This is a genomic window from Streptomyces sp. NPDC001135, assembly GCF_053598395.1.
Map to the genome: position 1 here is coordinate 54,216 of NZ_JBSFKD010000030.1, position 21,861 is coordinate 76,076.

Genomic DNA, 21,861 nt, shown 5'->3' on the forward strand with positions numbered 1-21,861 from the left:
CGGCGAGGGCCGGCTCGGGCGGCAGCCGGGAGGCGACGCGGTCGTCGACGCAGCGGTGCGTACGGCCGCCGAATCCCCAGCGCGACGCCTCGGCGAGCAGCCGGCCGTGGGTGTACACGCCGTCCGCGGCGAGGGTGCGGTTCCTCCGGCGAGTGGCGGTCGGCCAGGTCGCCCGATCGCGTCAGTCTGACGTGGTGAGCCGGGCCACTCGGACGGACGGCGGGCGGGAAGGATCGGCGGAATCGCGGTCGGCCCGGCAAGGAATTCCCCGTTCCGGAGGAGATCGCCACCCGAACACGACAAGATCATCTTTGTTCAATGCGATACGACATGTAACCACTTGTCCGGATCCCAGCGAACCGCTTCCGGGCGATTTCTCCCCGTCACCCAGCCCCCGATAGGCATGCGTCGTCACCACCGGAACAACACCCTCCAGGAGGACCCGCATGCCCGACCTCACCCGGCGCCGCGCGCTCACCGCGACGGCGGCCCTCGCCGCGACGGCCACCGTCACCACCCTCGCGGCACCGGCGGCCCCGGCCGCCGGACACGACCACACCATGCCGATGCCGGACACCTTCAGCGAGGTCTACAAGGGCCGCCGGATACAGGGCCGTCCGATGACGGGAGGCGGCCACCACCACGAACACGGCGGCGGCTACGAGGTGTTGATCGACGGCGTGCAGCTGCACCTGATGCGCAACGCCGACAGCAGCTGGATCAGCGTCGTCAGCCACTACGACCCGGTACCCACCCCGCATGCCGCCGCCCGCGCCGCGGTCGACGAGCTGCAGGGCGCCCCGCTCCTGCCCTTCCCCGCCAACTGACCGCCCTCGCAAGGACCCCGGGAGCATCGCGCACCATGACCGTACGCAAGAACCAGGCCACCCTGACCGCCGACGAGAAGCGCCGGTTCGTAGGCGCCGTCCTCGAACTCAAGCGCAACGGACGCTACGACGAGTTCGTCCGCACGCACAACGCGTTCATCATGTCGGACACCGACACCGGCGAGCGGACCGGCCACCGCTCGCCGTCCTTCCTGCCCTGGCACCGCAGATTCCTGCTCGACTTCGAACAGGCGCTGCAGTCGGTGGACTCCTCGGTCGCGCTGCCCTACTGGGACTGGAGTACCGACCGCACGGTGCGGGCCGCGCTGTGGGCGCCCGACTTCCTGGGCGGCACCGGGCGCAGCAGCGACGGCCGGGTGATGGACGGCCCGTTCGCAGATTCCGCCGGCAACTGGCCGATGAACATACGCGTCGACGGCCGTGGCTTCCTGCGCCGCTCCCTCGGCACCGGTGTGCGCGAGCTGCCGACGCGCGCGGAGGTGGAGTCGGTGCTGTCCCTGCCGACCTACGACATGGCGCCGTACAACAGCGCCTCGGACGGGTTCCGCAACCACCTGGAGGGGTGGCGCGGGGTCAATCTGCACAACCGGGTCCACGTCTGGGTCGGCGGCCAGATGGCCACCGGGGTCTCCCCCAACGACCCGGTGTTCTGGCTGCACCACGCCTTCGTCGACAAGCTGTGGGCAGAGTGGCAGCGCCGGCACCCGGGCGCGGCGTACGTGCCGGCCGGCGGCACGCCGGACGTCGTGGACCTGAACGAGACGATGAAGCCGTGGAACGACATGCGCCCGGCGGATCTGCTGGACCACACGAAGTTCTACACCTTCGACAGCTGAGACGGCCGGTCAGGCCTCAGCGGTCCGGCAGTCCGGGTGGCCCCAGCCCTGTGCGTTCTTGGCGATGGACTCACCGGCCGCGTAGGAGCGGCCGCACAGACAGCGGCCGGGGAACTTCGCCTTGATCGTGCGGGAGGACGCCCCGGCGCCGGCGCGGCGGGGTGCCTTCTTGCGCGGGGCCGTCGCCTTCGGGGTGTCGGGGGACGGCGGCGGTTCCGGGGAACCGAGCGCACTGCCGGCCGCCTCCTGCGCGGTGGCCGCCTGGCTGGCCGCACGGTCGGCGAAGTCGTTCAGCGGGTCACCGTCGACCTGGTGGGCCGGGACATACCGGAAGTCGACGGTCCGGCCGTCGAGGAGCGCGTCGATACGGACGACCAGGTCCTGGTTGGCGACGGGCTTGCCGGCCGCGGTCTTCCAGCCGTTGCGCTTCCAGCCGGGCAGCCAGGTGGTGACCGCCTTCATCGCGTACTGGGAGTCCATGCGGACCTCCAGCGGCACGTCCGGCGCGACGGCCGTGAGCAGCCGCTCCAGAGCGGTGAGTTCGGCGACGTTGTTGGTGGCCCGGCCGAGCGGGCCAGCCTCCCAGCGGGCGGCGGTCCGCTCGTCGTCGGAGATCACCCACGCCCATCCGGCCGGTCCCGGGTTTCCCTTCGAAGCCCCGTCGCACGCGGCCACCACACGTTCACGCATGTGCCCGATCATGCCATGGCCAGGCGGGGGCCATGCCGCGTCGTGCCGAGGGCGGCCCGGCCGGGGCGGCCGGTCAGACGTCCGTGACGGTCGGCATCTCCCCTTCCGTGGTCGCGATGTCGATCACGGAGAAGTTCGCGCCCTGCGGATCACTGAGGGCCGCGAACCGGCCGAACGGGCTGCTCATAGGCCCGAAGCGGAGGACACCGCCGAGCTTGGTGGCGCGCGCGACGGCCTCGTCGCAGTCGTCGACGGTGAAGTAGACATTGATGTACGACGGCACCTCGGGCGGGAAGTCGTCGGTCATCCGCATCCGGCCGAGGACGGTGTTCTCCCCCACGTCGAACATCCGGAAGTCCACGGCGTGGTCCTCGATCTGCTTCATCCGGTACGGGAAGACGGCGGAGAAGAAGGTGTCGGCCTTCTCGGGCTCACGCGTGAAGACCTCGGCCCAGCAGTAGGCGCCCGGGACCGCCGTCGCCTCGAACCCCTCGTGGGTGCCCCCCTGCCAGACGCCGAACACGGCTCCGCTGGGTTCCCGGGCCAGACACATCGTGCCGAAGTCACCGACCTGCATCGGCTCCATCAGCACCTCGCCGCCGTTCTCGCGGATCTTCTCCGCGGTGGCGGCGGCGTCCGGCGAGGCGAAGTAGAGGCACCACTGAGACTGGCCCTCCTGGCCGGGCATGGGCGGGACGACGGCGGCCACCGCCTTGCCCTCCGCGTAGGCCTGCGTGTAGTTGCCGTACTCCGACGACGACTCGCCGAAGGTCCAGCCGAGGACGTCGGCGTAGAACCGTTTGGCTCCCTCGACGTCGCTGAACATCGCATCGGCCCAACAGGGCGTTCCCTCGGGTTGCACGGCCATGCTCGCCCTCCTCGTCTGCGTCCCGTACGGATGGTCCCCCGCCACAGTCGGTGTGTCCCGAAGCTCACGCTAGCCATCCGGCCCTCGGGCCGCGCGCCGAGCGGGCGGGACCGCCGGGCCGCCGCCGACCCGTGCCGGTCGTCACGGAGGGTGACCCTGCCCTGTACCGGACCGGTGGGAACGCGCGCGAACCACGAGCGTGGAGGCGGAGGTCCGGCGCGCGCCCCCGCCACGCGCCGTCCTGTTGCCGCCATTGGCGGGTTTGCACCACCGGGGAATGAAAGCGCCCCTTTTCACGCCTTTCCCGGCGATCATGCGGCCTGTTTGGCTGTCCGTGCACACCACCACCTGGCACACCACCGATCGATCCAGTCACCCCTGTTCATCGCCCTGCTGGAGGGGAACGTGACCACACCGGACAGCGCCACCGGTCCCGCCGTAGACGAACCCGCCCCCGATCCCGGGGCCGACGGGCAGCTCACCAGTCTGAGCACCCGGGCGGCCCGCCAGCTCACCACGACCACCAAGTCCGAACCGCAGATGCAGGCCATCACCTCACGATGGCTGCTGAAGACCCTGCCGTGGGTGGACGTCAAGGGCGGCGCCTACCGGGTCAACCGCCGCCTGACACTGCGTACGGGGCGCGGCCGGGTGCACTTCGAGCACAACGGCGCCGACGACATCCGGGTCATCCCGGAGACGCTGACCGAGCTGCCGATCCTGCGCGGCTACGAGGACACCGACGTGCTGCGGGAGATCGCCGAGCGCTTCCAGCCCCGCGAGGTGCGCGCCGGGCAGGTGCTGTTCGAGGCGGGTCAGCCGGTGACGGAGGCCTACCTGGTCGTGCACGGCCGGTTCACCCGCTACACCGCCGGCAAGTACGGCGACGAGGAGATCACCGGGGTCGTCACCGACGGCGACCAGATGGGCGACGAGGCGGTCGGCCAGTCCGACCCGCTGTGGCTGGCCTCGGTGCGGGCCGAGACCTCGGGCGTGGTCCTCGCGTTGCCCTGGGCCGTGGTGCAGGAGTTCACCGAGCGGGTGCCGTCCCTCGCCGCACACCTGCGGGCGTACGTCGAGCGGCAGAACCGGCCGATGAACCGCAAGGGCGAGGCCGAGGTGCCGGTGCAGGCCGGCCATGTCGGCGAACCCACGCTGCCCGGCGGCTTCGTGGACTACGAACTCGCCCCGCGTGAGTACGAGTTGTCCCTCACCCAGACCGTGCTGCGGGTGCACACCCGGGTCGCCGATCTCTACAACCATCCCATGGACCAGACCGCGCAGCAGCTCCGGCTGACCGTCGAGGAGATCCGCGAGCGCCAGGAGTGGGAGCTGGTCAACAACCGGGAGTTCGGGCTGCTGCACAACGTCGACTACGGCCAGCGGATCAGCACCTTCACCGGACCGCCGGTGCCGGACGACCTGGACGAGCTGCTGTCGATGCGGCGCAAGACCAAGGTGTTCCTCGCCCATCCCAAGGCGATCGCGGCGTTCTTCCGGCAGTGCAACCGGCGCGGTCTGGTGCCCGGCACCGCGAGCGTCGACGGCCACGAGGTGCCGGCGTGGCGCGGGGTGCCGATCTTCCCGTGCAGCAAGATCCCAATCAGCGACGACCACACCACGAGCATCATCGCGCTGCGCACCGGCGAGGCCGACCAGGGCGTGATCGGCCTGTACCAGACCGGCATCCCGGAGGAGTACCAGCCGGGCCTGAACGTCCGGTTCATGGGCATCGACACGGCCGCGATCGTCAACTACCTCGTGACCGCCTACTACTCGATGGCCATCCTGGTGCCCGACGCGGCCGGAATCCTGGAGAACGTGCAGATCGGCCGGTTCCCCGAATGACGTCCGAGCCCTCCATGAGCACGCCCGCCCCCTCCTACACGCTGCCCGGGCCGCCCAACATCGCCCAGAGTCTGCGCAGGCCCCGCCGCACCGGGGCGATCCCCGGACTGCACCACCAGCCGGCCGCTCCCGCCGACCCGGAGAAGGCGGCCGAGATCGACCGCCGGCTGGAGACCTGGGCCCGGGAGCTGGACCTGTTTCCCACGGCCTGGAACGGAGACTTCTCCGGCTTCCAGTTCGGCCGGGCCGTCGTACTCCAGCATCCGGGCGGCCTGGACCTGGACCGTCTCACCGCCGCCGGGAAACTGCTGCTCGCCGAGAACATCGTCGACTCCTGCTACTGCGAGGAGGACGAGGGCAGAGGCGGATCACGGCGCGGTCTGGGCGGCCCGCTGGTCATCGCCCAGTCGGCGCTCGACCCCTACCACGGCATCCCGGAGCTGGAGGCGGAGTGGCGCCACGGCATCCAGGCCGACGGCCCGCTGCGCTCGTACCACTTCGCCCTCGTGGACTACGCGGCCTTCGCCACTCCCAGCCAGACCGACCGGTTCGTGCACGACATCGCCCGGCTGCACCTGGGCTATCTGGGCGAGGCCGCCTGGATGGAGACGAAGTACGTGCCGCGGGTCTGGGAGTACCTGGTGATGCGGCAGTTCAACAACTTCCGCCCGTGTCTGTCACTCGTCGACGCCGTGGACGGCTACGAACTGCCCGAACAGGTCTACGCACGCCCCGAGATCCAGCGGATCACCGCCTTGGCCTCCAACGCCACCACGATCGTCAACGACCTGTACTCCTTCACCAAGGAACTGGCCAGCGATCCCACGCACCTGAACCTGCCGCAGGTCGTCGCCGCCAACGAGCGGCGCGGTCTGAAGGCCGCCTACCTGAAGTCCGTCGAGATCCACAACCGGATCATGGCGGCCTTCGAGGAGGAGGCGGCTCTCCTGTCCGCCACCTCGCCGCTGGTGGAGCGCTACGCCCAGGGGCTCGCCGCCTGGGTGTCCGGCAACCACGAGTGGCACGCCACCAACACCCACCGCTACCACCTGCCCGACTACTGGTAACCGCACGACCGCCACTCGCGAAACACCGTCACGCACCGCTCAGAGGAGTCCTCGTTGACCACTGCCCCCGCCGCCCGGACCACGCCCGCTCCGGTCCCGACCCAGTCCATCTACCAGAGCCGGGTCGCGGACTACTGGAACGCCGAGGAGAACCCGGTCAACCTCGAACTCGGCAAGATCGACGATCTGTACCACCACCACTACGGCATCGGAGAGGCCGACCGCTCGGTCCTCGACGAGGCCGATCCGGACCGGCGCCGTGCGCGCGTCACCGCGGAACTGCACCGCCTGGAACACGCCCAGGCCGAACTGCTCACCGCCCACCTCGGGCCGCTGGCCCCCGCCGACCGGGTCTTCGACGCCGGTTGCGGCCGGGGCGGCGGCAGCGTCGTGGCGCACCTGCGCTACGGCTGCCACGCGGACGGCGTGACGATCTCCGCCAAGCAGGCCGAGTTCGCGAACGAGCAGGCCCGCGCGCGGGGCATCGACGACCACGTGCGCTACCACCACCGCAACATGCTCGACACCGGCTTCCCGTCGGGCGCGTTCGCGGCGTCGTGGAACAACGAGTCCACCATGTACGTCGAGCTGGACCTGCTGTTCGCCGAGCACGCCCGGCTGCTGCGCCGCGGCGGACGCTATGTGGTGATCACCGGCTGCTACAACGACACCTACGGACAGGCCTCGCGCGAGGTGTCCCTGATCAACGCCCACTACATCTGCGACATCCACCCGCGCTCGGAGTACTTCAGGGCGATGGCCCGCAACCGCCTGGTGCCGGTGCACGTCGAGGATCTGACCGAGGCCACGATCCCCTACTGGGAGCTGCGCAAGCAGGCCGACCATCTGGTCACGGGCATCGAGGACACGTTCCTCGACGCCTACCGCAACGGCAGCTTCCAGTACCTGCTGATCGCGGCCGACCGGGTCTGAACCCGGAGAAACCGCGTGGACAGCGAGGGCTTCGAGGCGTTGTCATGGGCTCCGATGACCACCCATGACAACCGGACTCCGCCGAAGATGCACGCGGACGAGGCCGACCTCGACGCCCCGCTGGTCCAACGCCTGATCGCCCACCGGTTCCCGCACTGGGCCGCGCTGCCCGTACGGCGCCTCGCGTCCTCGGGAACCGAGAACGCCATGTTCCGTCTCGGCAGCGACCTGCTGGTACGGCTGCCCCGGCGGCCCGGCGCCGTGCCGGACCTGACGCACGAGCAGCGCTGGCTGCCCCGGCTCGGGCCGCTGCTGCCGTTCGCCGTGCCCGAACCGGTGGGCGTCGGCGAGCCGGACGAGGGGTATCCGTGGCCCTGGTCCGTCTACCGCTGGCTGCCGGGGCGCAATCCGGTGGCGGGCGCCGTAACCGAGCCGGAGCGGCTCGCCCGGGACCTCGGGTCGTTCGTGCGCACGCTGCGCCGGATCGCCCCGCAGGGCGGGCCGCCCGGGTACCGGGGCGGCCCGCTGCGGGACCGGGACGAGCCCACCCGGGCCGCCGTCGCCGAGCTGGGCGGACGGGTCCGCGGCGGCGCGGTCAGGGCCCTGTGGGAGCAGTCCCTGCGCGTCCCGGCCCACACCGGGCCGCCGGTGTGGGCGCACGGGGACCTCTCCCCGGGGAACGTGCTGGTCGACGAGGGCCGGCTGAGCGCGGTCATCGACTTCGGCTGCGCGGGAGTGGGTGACCCGGCCGTCGATCTGATCGTGGCCTGGAACCTGCTGCCCGCGTCCGCCCGGGACATCTTCCGCGCGGCCGTCGGCGCCGACGACGCGGAATGGGCGCGGGGCAGGGGCTGGGCGCTGTCGGTCTCGCTCATCCAGCTGCCGTACTACTGGGACACCAACCCGGCCCTGGCGGAGAACTCCCGGCATGTGATCACCGAGATCCTCGCCGAGGCCGGGTGAGGCGGAGGGCCGAGGAGCTGGGCCAGGGCCGAGGGGCCGTGCCACACAGTGGCCGCTACTCCCCCGCGTACGCCCTCTCCAGCGCGGCGACGTCCAGCTTCCCCATGCTCATCATGGCCTTCATGGTGCGGGCCGCCTTCTCCTGGTCGGGGTCGCCGAGCAGGTCGGGCATCCGGTCGTAGACGACCTGCCAGGAGACGCCGAACTTGTCCCTGAGCCAGCCGCAGGGGCCGCCCTCGCCGCCGTTCTCGGTGAGTTTGTTCCAGTAGTGGTCGATCTCGTCCTGGTCGGCGCACAGGATCTGGAAGGAGATGGCCTCGTTGAACGTGAACTGGGGGCCGCCGTTGAGCGCGACGAACTTCTGGCCGTTGGCCGTGAACTCGACGACCAGCACGGAGCCGGCCGGGCCGGGACCGGCCTCGGTGTGGCGGCCGATGCGGCCGATGCTCGAGTTCTTGAAGACCGACACGTAGAACTGCGCGGCTTCCTCGGCCCGGCCGTCGAACCAGAGACAGGTGGTGAATCCTTCGGCGGTCATGAGTACCTCCTGGGCGGGGAACGCGGTCACCGGTGTCGACCGATCCTCGCGGCGAAACTCATCGGCCGGCCCGCCGAATAATCCGGGCGGGTGAACGGCGTCCCCGCCTAGCATCCCGATCATGACCTCCACGCCTGCAGAACGCATCGAACCCTTCCGGCTGTCCGTCCCGCAGAGCGACCTCGACGACCTGTACGACCGTCTCGACCGCACCCGCTGGCCGGCCGAGCTGCCCGGAGCCGGCTGGGAGTACGGCGTTCCGGCCGGCTATCTGCGGGAGCTGGTCCGGTACTGGCGGCACGAGTACGACTGGCGCGCCGCCGAGAGCGAGTTGAACCGGTGGCCGCAGTTCACCACCCGGATCGACGGCGCCGTCGTCCACTTCGCCCACATCCGCTCCCCGGAGCCGGACGCCACACCGTTGGTGCTCACCCATGGCTGGCCGGGCTCGATCGTGGAGTTCCTGGACGTGGTCGACCCGCTCACCGACCCCGTGGCGCACGGCGGGGACGCGGCCGACGCCTTCCACGTCGTGGTGCCGAGCATTCCCGGCTTCGGGCTGTCCGGGCCCACCACCGAGCGGGGCTGGGAGGCACGCCGGGTGGCCGACGCCTGGGCGGAGCTGATGCGGCGGCTCGGCTACGAGCGGTTCGGGCTGCAGGGCGGCGACTGGGGCGCGGGGATCTCGCGCGAACTGGGGCGCGTCCATCCGGACCGGGTGATCGGCGTCCACCTCAATCTGCTGCCGGGCGCGCAGGCGGCCACCGAGCCCGGCGAGGAGGAGTTGGCCGCGCTCGGGCCCGAGGAGCGGGAGCGGACGCTGCGGTCCTGGCGCCGGTGGGACGCGTGGTTGCGGGACGGCGCCGGGTACGCCGCCCTGCAGTCCACCCGCCCGCACACCCTGGCCTACGCGCTGACGGACTCGCCCGTCGGTCAACTCGCCTGGATCGTGGAGAAGTTCCGGGAGTGGGCGGACTGCGAGGAGCTCCCGGAGGAGGCGGTGGACCGGGACCGTCTGCTGACCAACGTGATGCTGTACTGGCTGACCGGTACGGCCGGTTCGTCCGCCCGCATCTATTACGAGCGGGCCCACGTCACCGGCGACCGGGCGTGGCAGCCGGCCGAGCCGTCGACGGCACCGACGGCCCTGGCCGTGTTCCCGGCCGACCCCCAGATGCCGCTGCGGCACAAGGCGGAGCGCACCGAGAACCTGGTCCGCTGGACCGAGTTCGACCGCGGCGGCCACTTCGCGGCCATGGAGGAACCGGACCTCCTGATCACCGACATCCGAGCGTTCTTCCGCCAACTCCGCGAGAAGTGACCCGCCCGCGGGGCAGAGCCCCCGGCCCCCTTACGAGGCAGGGGGCCGGGAAGGTCCGGGCAGCCCGGCAGGGGCCGTCGCCGGACCGGGTGGCCTGAGGCGGTCACCCGGTCCGGCGTGTGAGGGGTGGCCTCCGCGGCGTTGGACACGACCCCGGGCGGCCGGGGCGGCTCAGGCTGCCAGGCGCTCAGGCTGCCAGGCAGAGGGCGTTGTAGGGGCGGGCGGTGGCGGGGCGGGGGGTCGTGCGGTGGGTCAGGTCGGCGTGGGCCAGTGACAGCAGGTCGGCGAGGCCCAGGCCGAGGGCGTGCGCCGCGGCGGCGAGGACCTCCGAGGAGGCCTCCTTGCGCCCGCGCTCGATCTCGGAGAGATAGGGCAACGAGATCCGGGCCGCGTCGGCCACGTCCTTGAGGGTGCGGTCCTGCGCCTGCCGCTCGCGGCGCAGCACCTCACCGACCAGATCGCGCCACAGCGGCTCCTTCTTCTCCGTGCTGCCTGTGTGCCCCGTGTGAGGTGCGGGCGTCGACTCGCGCCCCGCCGGTCGCAGAGGGATCACTCGGGCTTCGTTGCTCACCTGGTTGGTCACCCACGTCAGCGTAGGGGCGGCCATGGGACAAGGGCCCGGCATTGCGCCCTGAGGGAAATCGACGGAGCTCTTTTCCGCCACTGCCCGGCCCCGGGTGCATGCGAGACGTGACCGGGGGTACCCGCCCCGTGAGCGGCACCACCCGCATGAATGAAACGCAGCGTTGCGGGTATTCAGCACAAACGGTAATAAACAGGCAAAAAGCCACCGCCGAGGCAGACGGAGAACCGTGACTTTCGTGGGAGAGGTAATGAACACCGCCGGGATCCGGTCGCAAGCAGAGGTCACTGTGAGGACCGCGCAGGACAGGACGGGCGAGGGATCACTGCCTGGTATCACGGACCCTGCGTCCGTCGCACCACGTGACGCACGGGAGCTGTCCCGCCAGTTCTTCCGCCGGCTGACCGAGCTGGAGGAAGGCACGCACGAGTACCAGTACGCGCGCAACACGCTCATCGAGATGAACATGTCGCTGGTCCGGTTCGCGGCCGGGCGGTTCCGTGGCCGCGGCGACGACATGGAGGACATCGTCCAGACCGGCATGATCGGCCTGATCAAGGCCATCGACCGGTTCGAGCTGGCCCGCGAGGTGGAGTTCACGTCCTTCGCCCTGCCGTACATCGTGGGCGAGATCAAGCGGTTCTTCCGGGACACCACCTGGGCGGTGCACGTGCCGCGCCGGCTCCAGGAGGCGCGGGTGGAGCTGGCCAAGGCGCGCGAGGAGCTGTCCAGCCGCCTCGACCGGGATCCGACGGTGGCCGAGCTGGCGACGCTGATGAACATCTCCGAGGACGAGGTGGTCGAGGCCCAGCTCGCCTCCAACGGGTACAACTCCGCCTCCCTGGACGCCGCGCTCACCGGCGACGGCCCCGAGGACGGCGAAGCGGTGCTCGCGGACTTCATCGGTGTGGAGGAGGAGGGGCTGCGGCTCGTCGAGGACTGCCACGCGCTCGCCCCGCTGATGGCGGAACTCAGCGAGCGGGACCGGCAGATCATCCATCTGCGGTTCGTCGAGGAGGCCACCCAGGCGGAGATCGGGGAACGGCTCGGCTGCTCCCAGATGCATGTGTCCCGGCTGATCAAGCGGATCATCACCCGACTGCGCGAGGGCATGCTCGGCGAGCTGGACCACGTCTGAACCGGCCTGAGAGCGGCGGCCCCGGCCCTGGGGCGGCGGTACGTCCGCCGCCTCAGCGCTGCAGTTCGAAGCGGGCCCGTACCCGCTTGCCGACCGGTACGCGCTCCGCGGTGACCTCCGAGGCCAGGGCGCACACGATCTCCAGACCGTGCCGTCCGACACGTTCGGGGTCCTTGGGGTAGCGGCGGGGGAGGGCGGAGCTGCTGTCGTACACGCACACCGTGACGGCGCTGTCCGTGCCTTCCAGTTCCAGGATGAACGGGCCGTTGCTGTGCTGGTCGGCGTTGGTGACGAGTTCGCTCACGACCAGCAGCAGTTCGCCGTCGGCGCGCCGGTCGGCGGTGGCGCACCACTCGGTTCGCAACTGCTCCAGGAACTGGGACGCGAAGACGCGCGCCTCGGCGATGCATCCGGGTTCGCCGGTGTAGTGCGCCGCGCGCCGCAGCGGCTCCACGGGTACGTCGAAACCAGTCGGTATCACTGTCCCGCCCAGATGCTTGGTCATGCCGTCTCTCTCGAAAACCCGGTCCGGCCGGTCGACTGTTGCATCTGTCCTCGTACCCCGAGCCGGGCTCGGCAGTCCCCCGGGGCGTTCGCCCACCGCGCACAGTGGCGATGCTCACGCGGGCGGGAGACCCGCGGACGGCGGGGCCGGCCCGGCGTTCAGGCTCGCGAGCCGACGGCTGTCCGCGCGGACGGACCACCCGGCGGGCGCGCTGCCGGGCCGCTGCTTAGCGTGGCAGGCGTGAGCGCTCCGACCGTCCCCGCGCGGCCAGCCGCCCACCACGGCTGGGGGCGGGCCGTGGCCACGGTGCTGACCGGACTGGCCGTCATGGTGCTGGTGGCGGCACTCGGACTGTGGGCGGCCGGAGCGGCGGACCTCCCGGACGGCGCGTTCCCCAGGGTGGTGGCCGCCGCCCTGGTCGCGGCGGTGGGCGGCAGCGTGGAACTCACCGGCAACGCGGGGGCCCTGGCGCAGACCCGGGCCGGGATCACCGTGATCCCCCTGTCGGTGACCCTCGCGGGTGCCCTGGTGATCGGCGCGGGGTTCCTGCGCCCGCTGCGGCACCGGGCGGTGGCCTCGGCGGGCGAACTGGCCGGCTGGGCGGGCAGGATCGCGGTGCTGTGGCTGCTCGTTCTGATCGGCCTGGCCTTCGGCGCCCGGCAGACCTTCGCCGTCGACGTGGGCAGCGGCACCCTCAGCGACCTGACCGGGCTGTTCGACGTGGCGCCGAAGGTGGGGTTCACCACGGACGTGCCGCTGACCGTGCTGTTCGGCCTGTTGTGGCTGGCCGGTGTGCTGCTGCTGGCGCTGCTGGTCGCGTACGGGGCGCCGCTGCCGGCTCGGCTCCTGCGCTTCCAGGAGTCGGTGCGTCCGGCGGCGCACGCGGTGGTGGTCCTGCTCCTCGCCTGTGTCGTGGTCGGCCTCGTCATCGCACTGATCAAGGCGGCCACCCATGGGCACGTCCCGGAGACCGTCGCACTGATCCTGCTCGGCCTGCCCAATCTGGCCTGGCTGGGCCTGACCCTCGGCATGGGAGCGACCTGGGACGGCCACGTGGACGGTGCGTTCGGCCTGCCGATGCCGCACGTCCTGGACGCCGTTCTGCGCACCCCGGACGTCTCCGCGCTGAACCTGGCCTCGCTCACGGACCGCGACGGCCGGTGGTGGTGGCTGGTGGTCGTGGACGCGGTCCTGCTGCTGGCCGTGGCCTTCCGGATGGCGGTCCGCTCACCGGCCCGGATCCGCCCGTGGCAGCACGCCGTTCACCTGGCCGTGGCGGTGGCGCTGGCGGTACTGATGATCTGTCTGACGGGCCGCGTCTCGGCGCACTACGGACTCACCCTGCTCGGCATCGGCGACCTGGGCCGCGGGCTGTCCGCAGAGCTGTTCCTCAAGCCCCGGCTGTGGCAGGCGGTGGGCCTGGGCGCGCTGTGGGGACTGGTCGCGGGGTTCCTGGGCGGCCTGCTGGCGCGCTCGTTGCGAAGGCGCGGCGAGGTGAACCGGCCTTAGGCCCGGACACCGGCTCGCCCCCGTGCGGGGGCCGCCGGGCCTGGGCCGCCGGGTGGACCTCGGCTGGGCTCGGGCCGGTCGCCATGATGGCGCGCAGGGCGGCGACGAAGGCCAGGCAGGTGTCGTAACGGGCGTCCGGGCTCTCGGCGAGGGCCCTGGCGAAGACCTCGCCGAAGGCCGGGACGTGCCTCGCTCGGCGGGCTCGGCTCGTCGCACCGGTGGGCCCCAGCAGAGCCATGTCGTCCTCGCGCACGCGCGCCGGCCTCGAAGACCGGCACGGTGTACGGATGGCCGATGGCCGCGGGCACCTGGAACTCATGGGTTCGGGGGCGAGCAGCCACAGGGACTCCCCGTCGACGACGACCGCGATTCCGGGCCGGTGCGGTCCGCGAAGTCCTCACGGGCCAGGGCTCCGGCCGCCGGCTCCTCCGCCGCGGTCCGGTAGCCGGCGCGGGTCTGCTCGGCGCGGGCCCGCAGAGGGCGCGGATCGGCGGTGCCGTCCGGGCCGTCGGCGGCGGGCGGCTCGTCCGCTACGGCGACGAGCCGGCGGCCGGCGGCCCAGGTGCCCCGCCGTTGGAACGGCGGTTGTACCCCCAGTAGCGGCGGGCGTGCCATCCTCCGACACCACGTGCGCGGGGCGGAATCCGGGACCGGGCGCCCTGCTCGTCGGGGCGCTCGCCTCCGCGTGCGTGCCGTCGTCGTGCCGGGCGGCGGCGTAGGTGCCGTCGTGCCGCGTGCGTGCACCTCCGTGCCGCCTACTTGCGCATCACGGCGGGCTCGTGCCGGCGCAGCAGCCGGACGACCGCGAGCCCGTAGAGGACGGAGAGCACCACCAGCATCGCCAGATCGAGAAGCCAGACGCCCGTCGAGTGCCCGAGGAGCGGGTCGGCGGTCAGCTTGCCGGGCACGGTCCGGGACAGACCGACCGTGCCGGCCATGGCGCCCAGCGCCCAGCGGGACGGCACGAGCCAGGACAGCTGCTCCAGGCCGGGTACGCCGTGCAGCTTGAGCAGGGCTCCGCAGAACACGACCTGGACGATGGCGAGCAGCACCAGCAGCGGCATCGTCACCTCCTCCTTGCGCACCAGCGCGGAGACGAGCAGGCCGAGCATCATCGCGGTGAACGCCAGCAGGGCGAGGGCCAGGGTGATCTCGGCGAGCGGCGGCAGCAGGACGCCGGTGCCACCGGGGGCGTTCAGGTCGACGCCGAGGAGGGCGACCAGGGTGAGGACGACGGCCTGGACGACGCTGATGGTGCCGAGCACCACGATCTTGGACATCAGATAGGCCGATCTGGGCAGGCCGACAGCGCGTTCGCGCTGGTAGACGACGCGTTCCTTGACGAGTTCGCGCACCGCGTTGGCCGCGCCCGTCAGCACGGCGCCGACGCACAGGACGAGCAGGGCGCTCATCGCGTTCTCGCGCGCGAACCGTCCGCCCGCGAGAGCCCGGGCCATGGCCCCCATGACGAACGGCAGGGCGATCATGACGACGAGGAAGGTCCGGTCGGCGCCGAGGACGGCCGCGTAGCGGCGGACCAGGGTGCCCAGCTGCGCACCCCAGCCGCGCGGGCGGGGCGGCGGTGCCGGGACGAGGGGGGCCGGGCCGGGGTGGTGGGGCTGGGTGCTGGCCTGGGTGACGTAGTGCCGGTGGAAGGGCGACTCGCGGTACTCCGCGGCCCAGTCGCGGTCCGGGTCGCGGTCGAAGGCCTCGAAGGCCTCCGGCCACTGCTCGAAGCCGAGGAAGGCGAGGGTGTCGCCGGGCGGACCGTAGTAGGCCACCCTGCCACCGGGCGCCAGGACCAGGAGGCGGTCGCAGACGTCGAGGGTGAGGACGCTGTGGGTGACGACGATGACGGTGCGGCCGTCGTCGGCGAGGCCGCGCAGCATGTGCATCACCGAGCGCTCCATGCCGGGGTCCAGTCCGGAGGTCGGCTCGTCCAGGAACAGCAGCGAGGGTTTGGTGAGCAGTTCCAGGGCCACGCTGACCCGCTTGCGCTGGCCGCCGGAGAGGCTGTGCACGGGCTGGTCGGCGCGCTGTTCCAGGCCGAGTTCCCGGATGACCTCGTCCACCCGGGCGCGCCGCTCCTCGCGCGCGGTGTCCTCGGGGAAGCGCAGTTCGGCGGCGTAGGACAGGGCGGCGCGCACGGTGAGCTGGGGGTGCAGGATGTCGTCCTGGGGCACCAGGCCGATGCGCTGGCGCAGTTCGGCGTAGTCGCGGTAGAGGTCGCGGCCGTCGTACAGGACGGTGCCGCGGTCGGCGGGCCGCTGTCCGGTGAGGGCGTTCAGCAGCGTGGACTTGCCGGCGCCGCTCGGTCCGACCACCGCGAGCAGGCACTTCTCGCCGACCGGGAAGGACACGTGGTCGAGGAGCACCTTGCCGCCGCCGTCGACGGCGACGGTGAGGTCCTGGACGTCCAGGGCCACCTCGCCGTTGTCGACGTACTCCTGGAGTTCGTCGCCGACCAGGCAGAACGCGGAGTGGCCGATGCCCACGATGTCCCCGGGTCCGACGGGCGCGCGGGTGACGGCCCGCCCGTTGAGGTAGGTGCCGTTGTGGCTGCCGAGGTCGACGATCTCGTAGGTGCCGTCGGCGCGGGCGCGCAGCTCGGCGTGGCGGCGGGAGACGATCAGGTCGTCCACCACGAGGTCGTTGTCGGCGGCCCGGCCGATGCGGACCGTGCGCGCGGGCAGCGGGCGGACGCTGGTGGGCCGGCGGAAGGTGCCGGTCAGCTGGGGCAGCGACACCGCGGAGGGCCGGTCGGGGGCCGGCTGCCGTGCGCCCGCGAGGACCGCGCGGGGGCCGTCGGTGGGGTTGCCGAAGCGGATCACACTGCCGGGCCGCAGGCCCCACTCGTCGATCCTGCGGCCGTCGGCGTAGGTGCCGTTGGTGCTGTGCCGGTCCGTCAGGGTCCAGTGGTCGTGGTCGCAGCGCAGCACCGCGTGGTGCCACGAGACCCGGGCATCGTCGAGGACGATGTCGCTCAACGGGTCACGTCCGACGTGGTAGTCGTGGCCCGGGCTCATCACCGTGGAGCCCGTGTCGGTCTCCAGGACGAGTTCGGGCGCCGTCGGGGCGACCGGCCGCTCCGCCATGGCAAGAATTGTACCGATTCGTTCACCTGTGCGCCTGGCATCGACGGGAGCACCACGGCGTGCGCGGCCCCGGCCGCGTGGACACGTGTCAGGCGACGGGCACCACGAGCACCGGCAGGGTGCGCTGCATGCGCAGCGCGTCCACGGACTCGGCGAGCAGTTCGTACTCGGTGGTGTCGTCGCTGGCGGCGATCCGCACCAGCCGTCCGCCCGCCAGCTCGTCGGCCACCAGCTCCTGCCGTACGTCGTCGGCGCACCAGGCGCGCAGCAGGGCGGGCACGTCGGCCACCGTGTCCGCGACCGGCACCAGCGCGCCCGCCGGGAAGGCCGGGCCCTCCGGGCTCGGGTCGAGGCGCTCGGCGATCCAGGACGCCCGGTCCCGCAGCCACCACAGAGCCAGGGACAGGGTCGGCGCGCGATAGGTACCCAGCGGTACGCCGATGCGCCGGCCGTCGCACATGCCGTACGCCGTGACATGGCACAGGAATTCGTCGTGCACGTCTCACTCCCCCGTCGCCTCGCCGGTGTGCCGGCCCGGACCTCGCTCTGCGTTCGGCTCCCGTGCGGTGAAGTGCCCCTGGCGTTCGAGTATCGCCACTCCCGAAACAGTGTCACCATGCCTTTCCGGCCACTCTGTTGGCATATTCACCGCCCGTTCTGGCCGGAACTCACCGGCTGGTCGGGGCCCTCGGGCATGACCTCGCAGGTAATCGACCCGCCCCGCGGATCTCCGGCATGGTGGTCACACCGGATCGGCGAAGCCCCGGATCCGGCTCAGAACAGCAGTTACGACCCGATGGAGGCTGATTCACCATGTCCGCGCACACCGACCGTTACGAGACCGCCGCCGCCCGTTACTTCGAGGCCTGGAACGCCACCGAGCCGGAGGCGCTGAAGAAGGCGGTCGCCGCCGCGTGGACGGCGGACGGCGGCTACACCGACCCCCTCGCCGAGGTCCGCGGCCACGAGGGCATCGCGGCGGTGATCGCCGCCGCGCACGAGCAGTTCCCGGGGTTCGTCTTCCGCCCGCTCGGCGCGGTGGACGGACACCACGACACCGCGCGCTTCGGCTGGGAGCTGGTGAACGAGGCCGACAACTCGGCACCGGTGGCCGGGTTCGACGTCGTCACGCTGGACGAGGAGGGCCGGATCCGGCAGGTCCTCGGCTTTCTGGACCGGGTCCCGACCGCTGCCTGACACCGCACGGCCCGCGACGAGTTTCGCCGCGCGCGGTGCTCCGCGCCGGCGCACGCCCCCGCCGAGGGCACCGCGCGGAGGACCCGAAGGCGGCCGGATCCACCTGGTCCGCCCGCCGTCCGACGGCAGGTGAGCGGTGATGGACTGGGCAGAAGTGGCTCTGACCCGGGACGTGGTACGGGCCGGTGTGTTCCTCTGCGCCCGAGCCGTATCCGGATCCGGTACGGACGCCCGCGCCTGCCGGCGCCCGCGTCAGCCCTTGACGATCGCGTCGATCCGGGCCAGTTCCCCGTCGTCGAAGTCCAGGTTGCGGATCGTGCCGACGCTGTCCTCGATCTGCTGCGGGCTGCTCGCGCCGACCAGTGCCGAGGTGACCCGGCCGCCGCGCAGCACCCAGGCCAGGGCCAGCTGGGCCAGGGTCTGGCCGCGGGACTTGGCGATCGCGTCCAGGGCGCGCAGCCGGGTGACCAGGTCCTCGGTGACCGCGTCCGAGTTCAGGAAGGGACTGTCGCTCGCGGCGCGGGAACCCTCCGGGATGCCGTCGAGGTAGCGTCCGGTGAGCAGGCCCTGCTCCAGTGGGGAGTAGACGATGGAGCCGACCTGCAGTTCGTCCAGGGCGTCGAGCAGTCCCTCGTCCTCGGGGCGCCGGTCGAGCATCGAGTAGCGCGGCTGGTGGATGAGGAGGGGGGTGCCGAGGTCGGCGAGGATGCGGGCGGCCTCGCGGGTCTGATCCGCCGAGTAGTTGGAGACGCCGACGTAGAGGGCCTTGCCCTGCTGCACCGCGGTGTGCAGCGCGCCCATGGTCTCCTCCAGCGGGGTGTCCGGGTCGGGGCGGTGCGAGTAGAAGATGTCGACGTAGTCCAGGCCCATCCGGGTCAGGCTCTGGTCGAGCGAGGAGAGCAGGTACTTGCGCGAGCCCCATTCGCCGTAGGGGCCGGGCCACATGAGGTAGCCGGCCTTGGTGGAGATCACCAGCTCGTCCCGGTACGGCGCGAAGTCGGCCCTGAGCGCCTCGCCGAGCGCGGACTCGGCGGCGCCGGGCGGCGGGCCGTAGTTGTTGGCGAGGTCGAAGTGGACGACGCCCAGGTCGAAGGCGCGGCGCAGGATGGCCCGCTGTGTCTCGACGGGCCGGTCCGGGCCGAAGTTGTGCCACAGGCCGAGGGACAGCGCGGGCAGTTTCAGCCCGCTGCGTCCGGTGCGCCGGTGGGGCATGCCGGCGTAACGGTCGGGGTGTGCGGTGTACAACGCGGCTCCAGAGGGGTTGGTGCACGGTCACGGTCGTCCCGGCTCCCGGGAGCCTCGGCTCCTGGTCACCGCTTCCACTCTTTCCCGCCCGGTCGGCAGCGGTCCAACAGAAGAATCCGATGGAATTCAGCGACTAGGCTGCTCAATCATGGAACTGCGCCATCTCCAGCACTTCGTGGCCGTCGCCGAGGACCGGCATTTCACCCGGGCCGCCGAACGGCTGATGGTCTCCCAGTCGGGGCTGTCGGCGTCCATCAGGGCGCTGGAGCGCGAGCTGCGGGCACCGCTGTTCGTCCGGACCACCCGCCGGGTGACGCTCACCGAGGCGGGGCGGGCCCTGCTGGTGGAGGCGGAGCGGATCCTGGCGCAGGTGCGGGCGGCGCACGAGGCGGTGGCGGCGGTGCAGGGGGTGCTGCGCGGCACACTGGCGCTGGGCACCGAGCAGTGCATCGCCGGGGTGCGGGTGGCCCCGCTGCTGGCCGCGTTCCGGGGACGGCACCCGGACGTGGAGATCCGGCTGCGGCAGGCCGGTTCGGGAGCGCTGGCCGAGGAGGTGGGGGCCGGCCGGCTCGACCTCGCCTTCGCCTACCGCACGCAGGCGGACACCGACCAGCTGCGCTCGGTGCCGCTGACCAGTGAGCCGATGACCGTGCTGTGCCATCCCGGTCACCGGCTGGCCTCGGCCGGCGCGGTACCGGCCCCTCAGGACCTGGCCGGTGAGGTCTTCGTGGACTTCCACCCGGACTGGGGCCCGCGCCGCACCACCGACGCCGCGTTCACCGCGGCCGGTGTCCGGCGCACGGTCGCGCTGGAGGTCAACGACGTGCACAGCCTGCTGGACCTGGTGGACGAGAACCTGGGGATCGCCGTCGTCCCGGGGCACTTCCGGCACAAGCGGCCCTCGCTCACGGCACTGCCGCTGAAGGGCACGGGCGAGGCGGAGTACGAGACCGTGGCCCTGCTTCCGCCGCAACGGGCCACCAGCCCCGCGGCCCGCGCGCTGGTCACGCTCCTCGAAACAGGGGACCTGGCACCACCCCGGGACGGGCCCCAGACCCCCTGATCCCGGCCGTCCGCCGCCGCAGAATCGAAGCCGTCGGCCAGGACGACGACGGTCAGGAGGACCTGTCATGGCGGAACACACACGGCGGACCGTACTGCGCGCAACGGCCGGGCTCGCCGCGGCGGGCGCCCTCGCGGGCCCGGGTGCCGGCCGGGCCGCGGCCCGCTCCGCGGGTCAGGTGACGCGACGTCACCATCCCTTCCTGGAGGGGGCGTTCACGCCCGTCACCGAGGAGCTGACCGCCTTCGACCTGCCGGTGACCGGCCGCATCCCACACGAACTGAACGGCCGCTTCCTGCGCAACGGCCCGAACGTGCTCGGGCTGGAGGATCCCCGGACCCACCACTGGATGCTCGGCGACGGCATGGTGCACGGCGTACGGCTGCGCGGGGGCAGGGCCGAGTGGTACCGCAACCGCTGGGTACGTTCCTCGCAGGTCGCGAAGAAGCTGGGCGAACCGTATCCGGGCCCGGTGCCGGAGGAGGACTTCGCGTGCAACACCCATGTGATCCCGTACCGGGGCCGGATCCTCGCCCTCCAGGAGAGCGGCCCGCTGCCGTACGAACTCGACGGCGACCTCCGCACTGTGGGCACCTACGACTTCGACGGCACCCTGGAGGGGGCGTTCACCGCGCACACCAAGTTCGACGTGCACGCCGGTGAGCTGCACGCGATCGCCTACCACCCGGCCTGGGACCATGTCCGGCACCTGGTCGTGGACCCCGCCGGGCGGGTCGCCCGCACGACCCGGATCCCGGTCCCGGACGCGCCGATGATGCACGACTTCGCACTGACCGAACGGCACGTCGTCCTCCTCGACCTCCCGATCACGTTCGACGCGGCGGCGGCAGCGGAGGGTGCCCCGGTGCCGTACGCCTGGAACCGGAACCACCCGACCCGGGTGGGTGTCGTACGGCGCACCGGGGGTGCCCCCTCAGGAAAGGGCCCGGTCCGCTGGTTCGAGATCGAGCCCGTCTTCTCCTCGCACACCCTCAACGCCTACGACGAGGGCGGGTCCGTGGTGGTCGACATGACGACCTACCCGGCGCCGTTCGACGTCGCCGGCCGCGGCTCCGACGGGCCGTACGCGGTCGGCACCCCCCGGCTGGAACGCTGGACGATCGACCTGCGCCAGGGGCGCGTACGGCAGCGGGCACTGGACGACCGGCCGCAGGAGTTCCCGCGGGTGAGGGAGTCGCTGGTGGCGCGGCGCCACCGCTACGGCTACACGGCGGCCGCCGCCGAGATGACGGCCGCGTATCTGACGCCGGACGGCGGGACCCCGCCCGACGGCGCGTTCTCCAACGCGCTCGTCAAGCACGATCTGCTGCGCGGCGCCACCGAGGTGCACCGGCTGCCGAGGGGCGCGGCGGCGGGCGAGGCGGTGTTCGTACCGCGGGACGCGACCGACCCCCGGGCGGCCGAGGACGACGGGTACGCGGTCGCGTACGTCCACGACCCGGACCGGGGCGCGGCCGATCTGGTGATCCTCGCGGCGCAGGACTTCACCGGGGAGCCCGTGGCGCGGGTGCACCTGCCGGGGCGGGTGCCGCTCGGTTTCCACGGGAGCTGGATTCCGGACGCGTGAGCGCCCGCGGTTTGGGATGGTGGACG

21 protein-coding genes are annotated in these 21,861 nt (G+C 72.0%); 12 read left to right on the forward strand and 9 right to left on the reverse strand.

Features of this window, described 5'->3' with window-relative positions; translation table 11 throughout:
- Positions 1–446: 446 nt before the first annotated feature.
- Together melC1 and melC2 are read left to right on the forward strand one after the other, a co-directional pair.
- Positions 447–827 (forward strand): apotyrosinase chaperone MelC1, encoded by a 381-nt coding sequence (gene melC1, locus ACWC94_RS30645; protein ID WP_450800472.1) that lies wholly within the window; start codon positions 447–449, stop codon positions 825–827.
- 35 nt (positions 828–862) lie between these two features.
- Positions 863–1,684: a tyrosinase MelC2 gene (melC2, locus tag ACWC94_RS30650; RefSeq protein WP_450800473.1), complete on the forward strand. Its 822-nt coding sequence runs from the start codon at positions 863–865 to the stop codon at positions 1,682–1,684.
- Positions 1,685–1,693: 9 nt separating this feature from the next.
- On the opposite strand, the gene ACWC94_RS30655 is transcribed toward melC2, so the two are convergent.
- Positions 1,694–2,386: a ribonuclease H family protein gene (locus ACWC94_RS30655; RefSeq protein ID WP_450800474.1), complete on the reverse strand. Its 693-nt coding sequence runs from the start codon at positions 2,384–2,386 to the stop codon at positions 1,694–1,696.
- 61 nt (positions 2,387–2,447) lie between these two features.
- Positions 2,448–3,242 carry a VOC family protein gene (locus ACWC94_RS30660; protein WP_450800476.1) on the reverse strand — a complete coding sequence of 265 codons (795 nt, stop codon included), beginning with the start codon at positions 3,240–3,242 and terminating at the stop codon, positions 2,448–2,450.
- Positions 3,243–3,647: 405 nt separating this feature from the next.
- On the opposite strand from ACWC94_RS30660, the gene ACWC94_RS30665 reads away from it, so the two are divergent.
- From ACWC94_RS30665 to ACWC94_RS30680, 4 genes are read left to right on the forward strand one after another with little or no spacing between them, the layout of a single operon-like run.
- The gene (locus tag ACWC94_RS30665) at positions 3,648–5,090 is read left to right on the forward strand and encodes a family 2B encapsulin nanocompartment shell protein (protein WP_450800477.1); all 1,443 of its coding nucleotides are present in this window, start codon (positions 3,648–3,650) and stop codon (positions 5,088–5,090) included.
- Between the two features lie 14 nt (positions 5,091–5,104).
- Complete coding sequence (locus ACWC94_RS30670) at positions 5,105–6,157, forward strand: family 2 encapsulin nanocompartment cargo protein terpene cyclase (protein WP_450800478.1); 1,053 nt, start codon at positions 5,105–5,107, stop codon at positions 6,155–6,157.
- Between the two features lie 54 nt (positions 6,158–6,211).
- The gene (locus ACWC94_RS30675) at positions 6,212–7,090 is read left to right on the forward strand and encodes a geranyl diphosphate 2-C-methyltransferase (protein WP_450800479.1); all 879 of its coding nucleotides are present in this window, start codon (positions 6,212–6,214) and stop codon (positions 7,088–7,090) included.
- Positions 7,091–7,144: 54 nt separating this feature from the next.
- Positions 7,145–8,053, forward strand: coding sequence for an aminoglycoside phosphotransferase family protein (locus ACWC94_RS30680; protein ID WP_450800480.1), 909 nt, complete (start codon positions 7,145–7,147; stop codon positions 8,051–8,053).
- A gap of 55 nt (positions 8,054–8,108) precedes the next feature.
- Here the strand turns inward: ACWC94_RS30680 and ACWC94_RS30685 are convergent, their stop codons facing one another.
- Positions 8,109–8,591 (reverse strand): VOC family protein, encoded by a 483-nt coding sequence (locus tag ACWC94_RS30685; protein WP_450800481.1) that lies wholly within the window; start codon positions 8,589–8,591, stop codon positions 8,109–8,111.
- Between the two features lie 121 nt (positions 8,592–8,712).
- Here ACWC94_RS30685 and ACWC94_RS30690 point away from each other — a divergent pair, with 121 nt between their 5' ends.
- Complete coding sequence (locus tag ACWC94_RS30690) at positions 8,713–9,912, forward strand: epoxide hydrolase family protein (protein ID WP_450800483.1); 1,200 nt, start codon at positions 8,713–8,715, stop codon at positions 9,910–9,912.
- 187 nt (positions 9,913–10,099) lie between these two features.
- Here the strand turns inward: ACWC94_RS30690 and ACWC94_RS30695 are convergent, their stop codons facing one another.
- Positions 10,100–10,495 carry a helix-turn-helix domain-containing protein gene (locus tag ACWC94_RS30695; RefSeq protein WP_450800484.1) on the reverse strand — a complete coding sequence of 132 codons (396 nt, stop codon included), beginning with the start codon at positions 10,493–10,495 and terminating at the stop codon, positions 10,100–10,102.
- Between the two features lie 250 nt (positions 10,496–10,745).
- Between ACWC94_RS30695 and ACWC94_RS30700 the strand changes: the two genes are divergently transcribed.
- Positions 10,746–11,633 carry an RNA polymerase sigma factor SigF gene (locus ACWC94_RS30700; RefSeq protein ID WP_450800545.1) on the forward strand — a complete coding sequence of 296 codons (888 nt, stop codon included), beginning with the start codon at positions 10,746–10,748 and terminating at the stop codon, positions 11,631–11,633.
- 52 nt (positions 11,634–11,685) lie between these two features.
- Here the strand turns inward: ACWC94_RS30700 and ACWC94_RS30705 are convergent, their stop codons facing one another.
- Complete coding sequence (locus ACWC94_RS30705) at positions 11,686–12,138, reverse strand: ATP-binding protein (RefSeq protein WP_450800485.1); 453 nt, start codon at positions 12,136–12,138, stop codon at positions 11,686–11,688.
- A 240-nt stretch (positions 12,139–12,378) separates the two neighbouring features.
- On the opposite strand from ACWC94_RS30705, the gene ACWC94_RS30710 reads away from it, so the two are divergent.
- Positions 12,379–13,647 (forward strand): streptophobe family protein, encoded by a 1,269-nt coding sequence (locus ACWC94_RS30710; protein WP_450800487.1) that lies wholly within the window; start codon positions 12,379–12,381, stop codon positions 13,645–13,647.
- Between the two features lie 315 nt (positions 13,648–13,962).
- Here ACWC94_RS30710 and ACWC94_RS30715 read toward each other — a convergent pair whose 3' ends face one another.
- From ACWC94_RS30715 to ACWC94_RS30725, 3 genes are all read right to left on the reverse strand, one after another.
- Positions 13,963–14,262: a hypothetical protein gene (locus ACWC94_RS30715; protein WP_450800488.1), complete on the reverse strand. Its 300-nt coding sequence runs from the start codon at positions 14,260–14,262 to the stop codon at positions 13,963–13,965.
- Between the two features lie 140 nt (positions 14,263–14,402).
- Entirely contained in the window at positions 14,403–16,742 is a 2,340-nt protein-coding gene (locus tag ACWC94_RS30720) for an FHA domain-containing protein (RefSeq protein WP_450800490.1), read from the reverse strand.
- Between the two features lie 88 nt (positions 16,743–16,830).
- On the reverse strand, positions 16,831–17,241 hold the full coding sequence (locus tag ACWC94_RS30725) for a hypothetical protein (RefSeq protein WP_450800491.1): 411 nt from the start codon (positions 17,239–17,241) through the stop codon (positions 16,831–16,833).
- Between the two features lie 314 nt (positions 17,242–17,555).
- Here ACWC94_RS30725 and ACWC94_RS30730 point away from each other — a divergent pair, with 314 nt between their 5' ends.
- Entirely contained in the window at positions 17,556–17,939 is a 384-nt protein-coding gene (locus ACWC94_RS30730) for a nuclear transport factor 2 family protein (protein WP_450800492.1), read from the forward strand.
- Positions 17,940–18,191: 252 nt separating this feature from the next.
- Here ACWC94_RS30730 and ACWC94_RS30735 read toward each other — a convergent pair whose 3' ends face one another.
- Positions 18,192–19,184: an aldo/keto reductase gene (locus ACWC94_RS30735; protein WP_450800493.1), complete on the reverse strand. Its 993-nt coding sequence runs from the start codon at positions 19,182–19,184 to the stop codon at positions 18,192–18,194.
- 148 nt (positions 19,185–19,332) lie between these two features.
- Between ACWC94_RS30735 and ACWC94_RS30740 the strand changes: the two genes are divergently transcribed.
- Together ACWC94_RS30740 and ACWC94_RS30745 are read left to right on the forward strand one after the other, a co-directional pair.
- Positions 19,333–20,247: a LysR family transcriptional regulator gene (locus ACWC94_RS30740; RefSeq protein WP_450800494.1), complete on the forward strand. Its 915-nt coding sequence runs from the start codon at positions 19,333–19,335 to the stop codon at positions 20,245–20,247.
- Between the two features lie 67 nt (positions 20,248–20,314).
- On the forward strand, positions 20,315–21,835 hold the full coding sequence (locus ACWC94_RS30745) for a carotenoid oxygenase family protein (protein ID WP_450800495.1): 1,521 nt from the start codon (positions 20,315–20,317) through the stop codon (positions 21,833–21,835).
- Positions 21,836–21,861 lie beyond the last annotated feature (26 nt).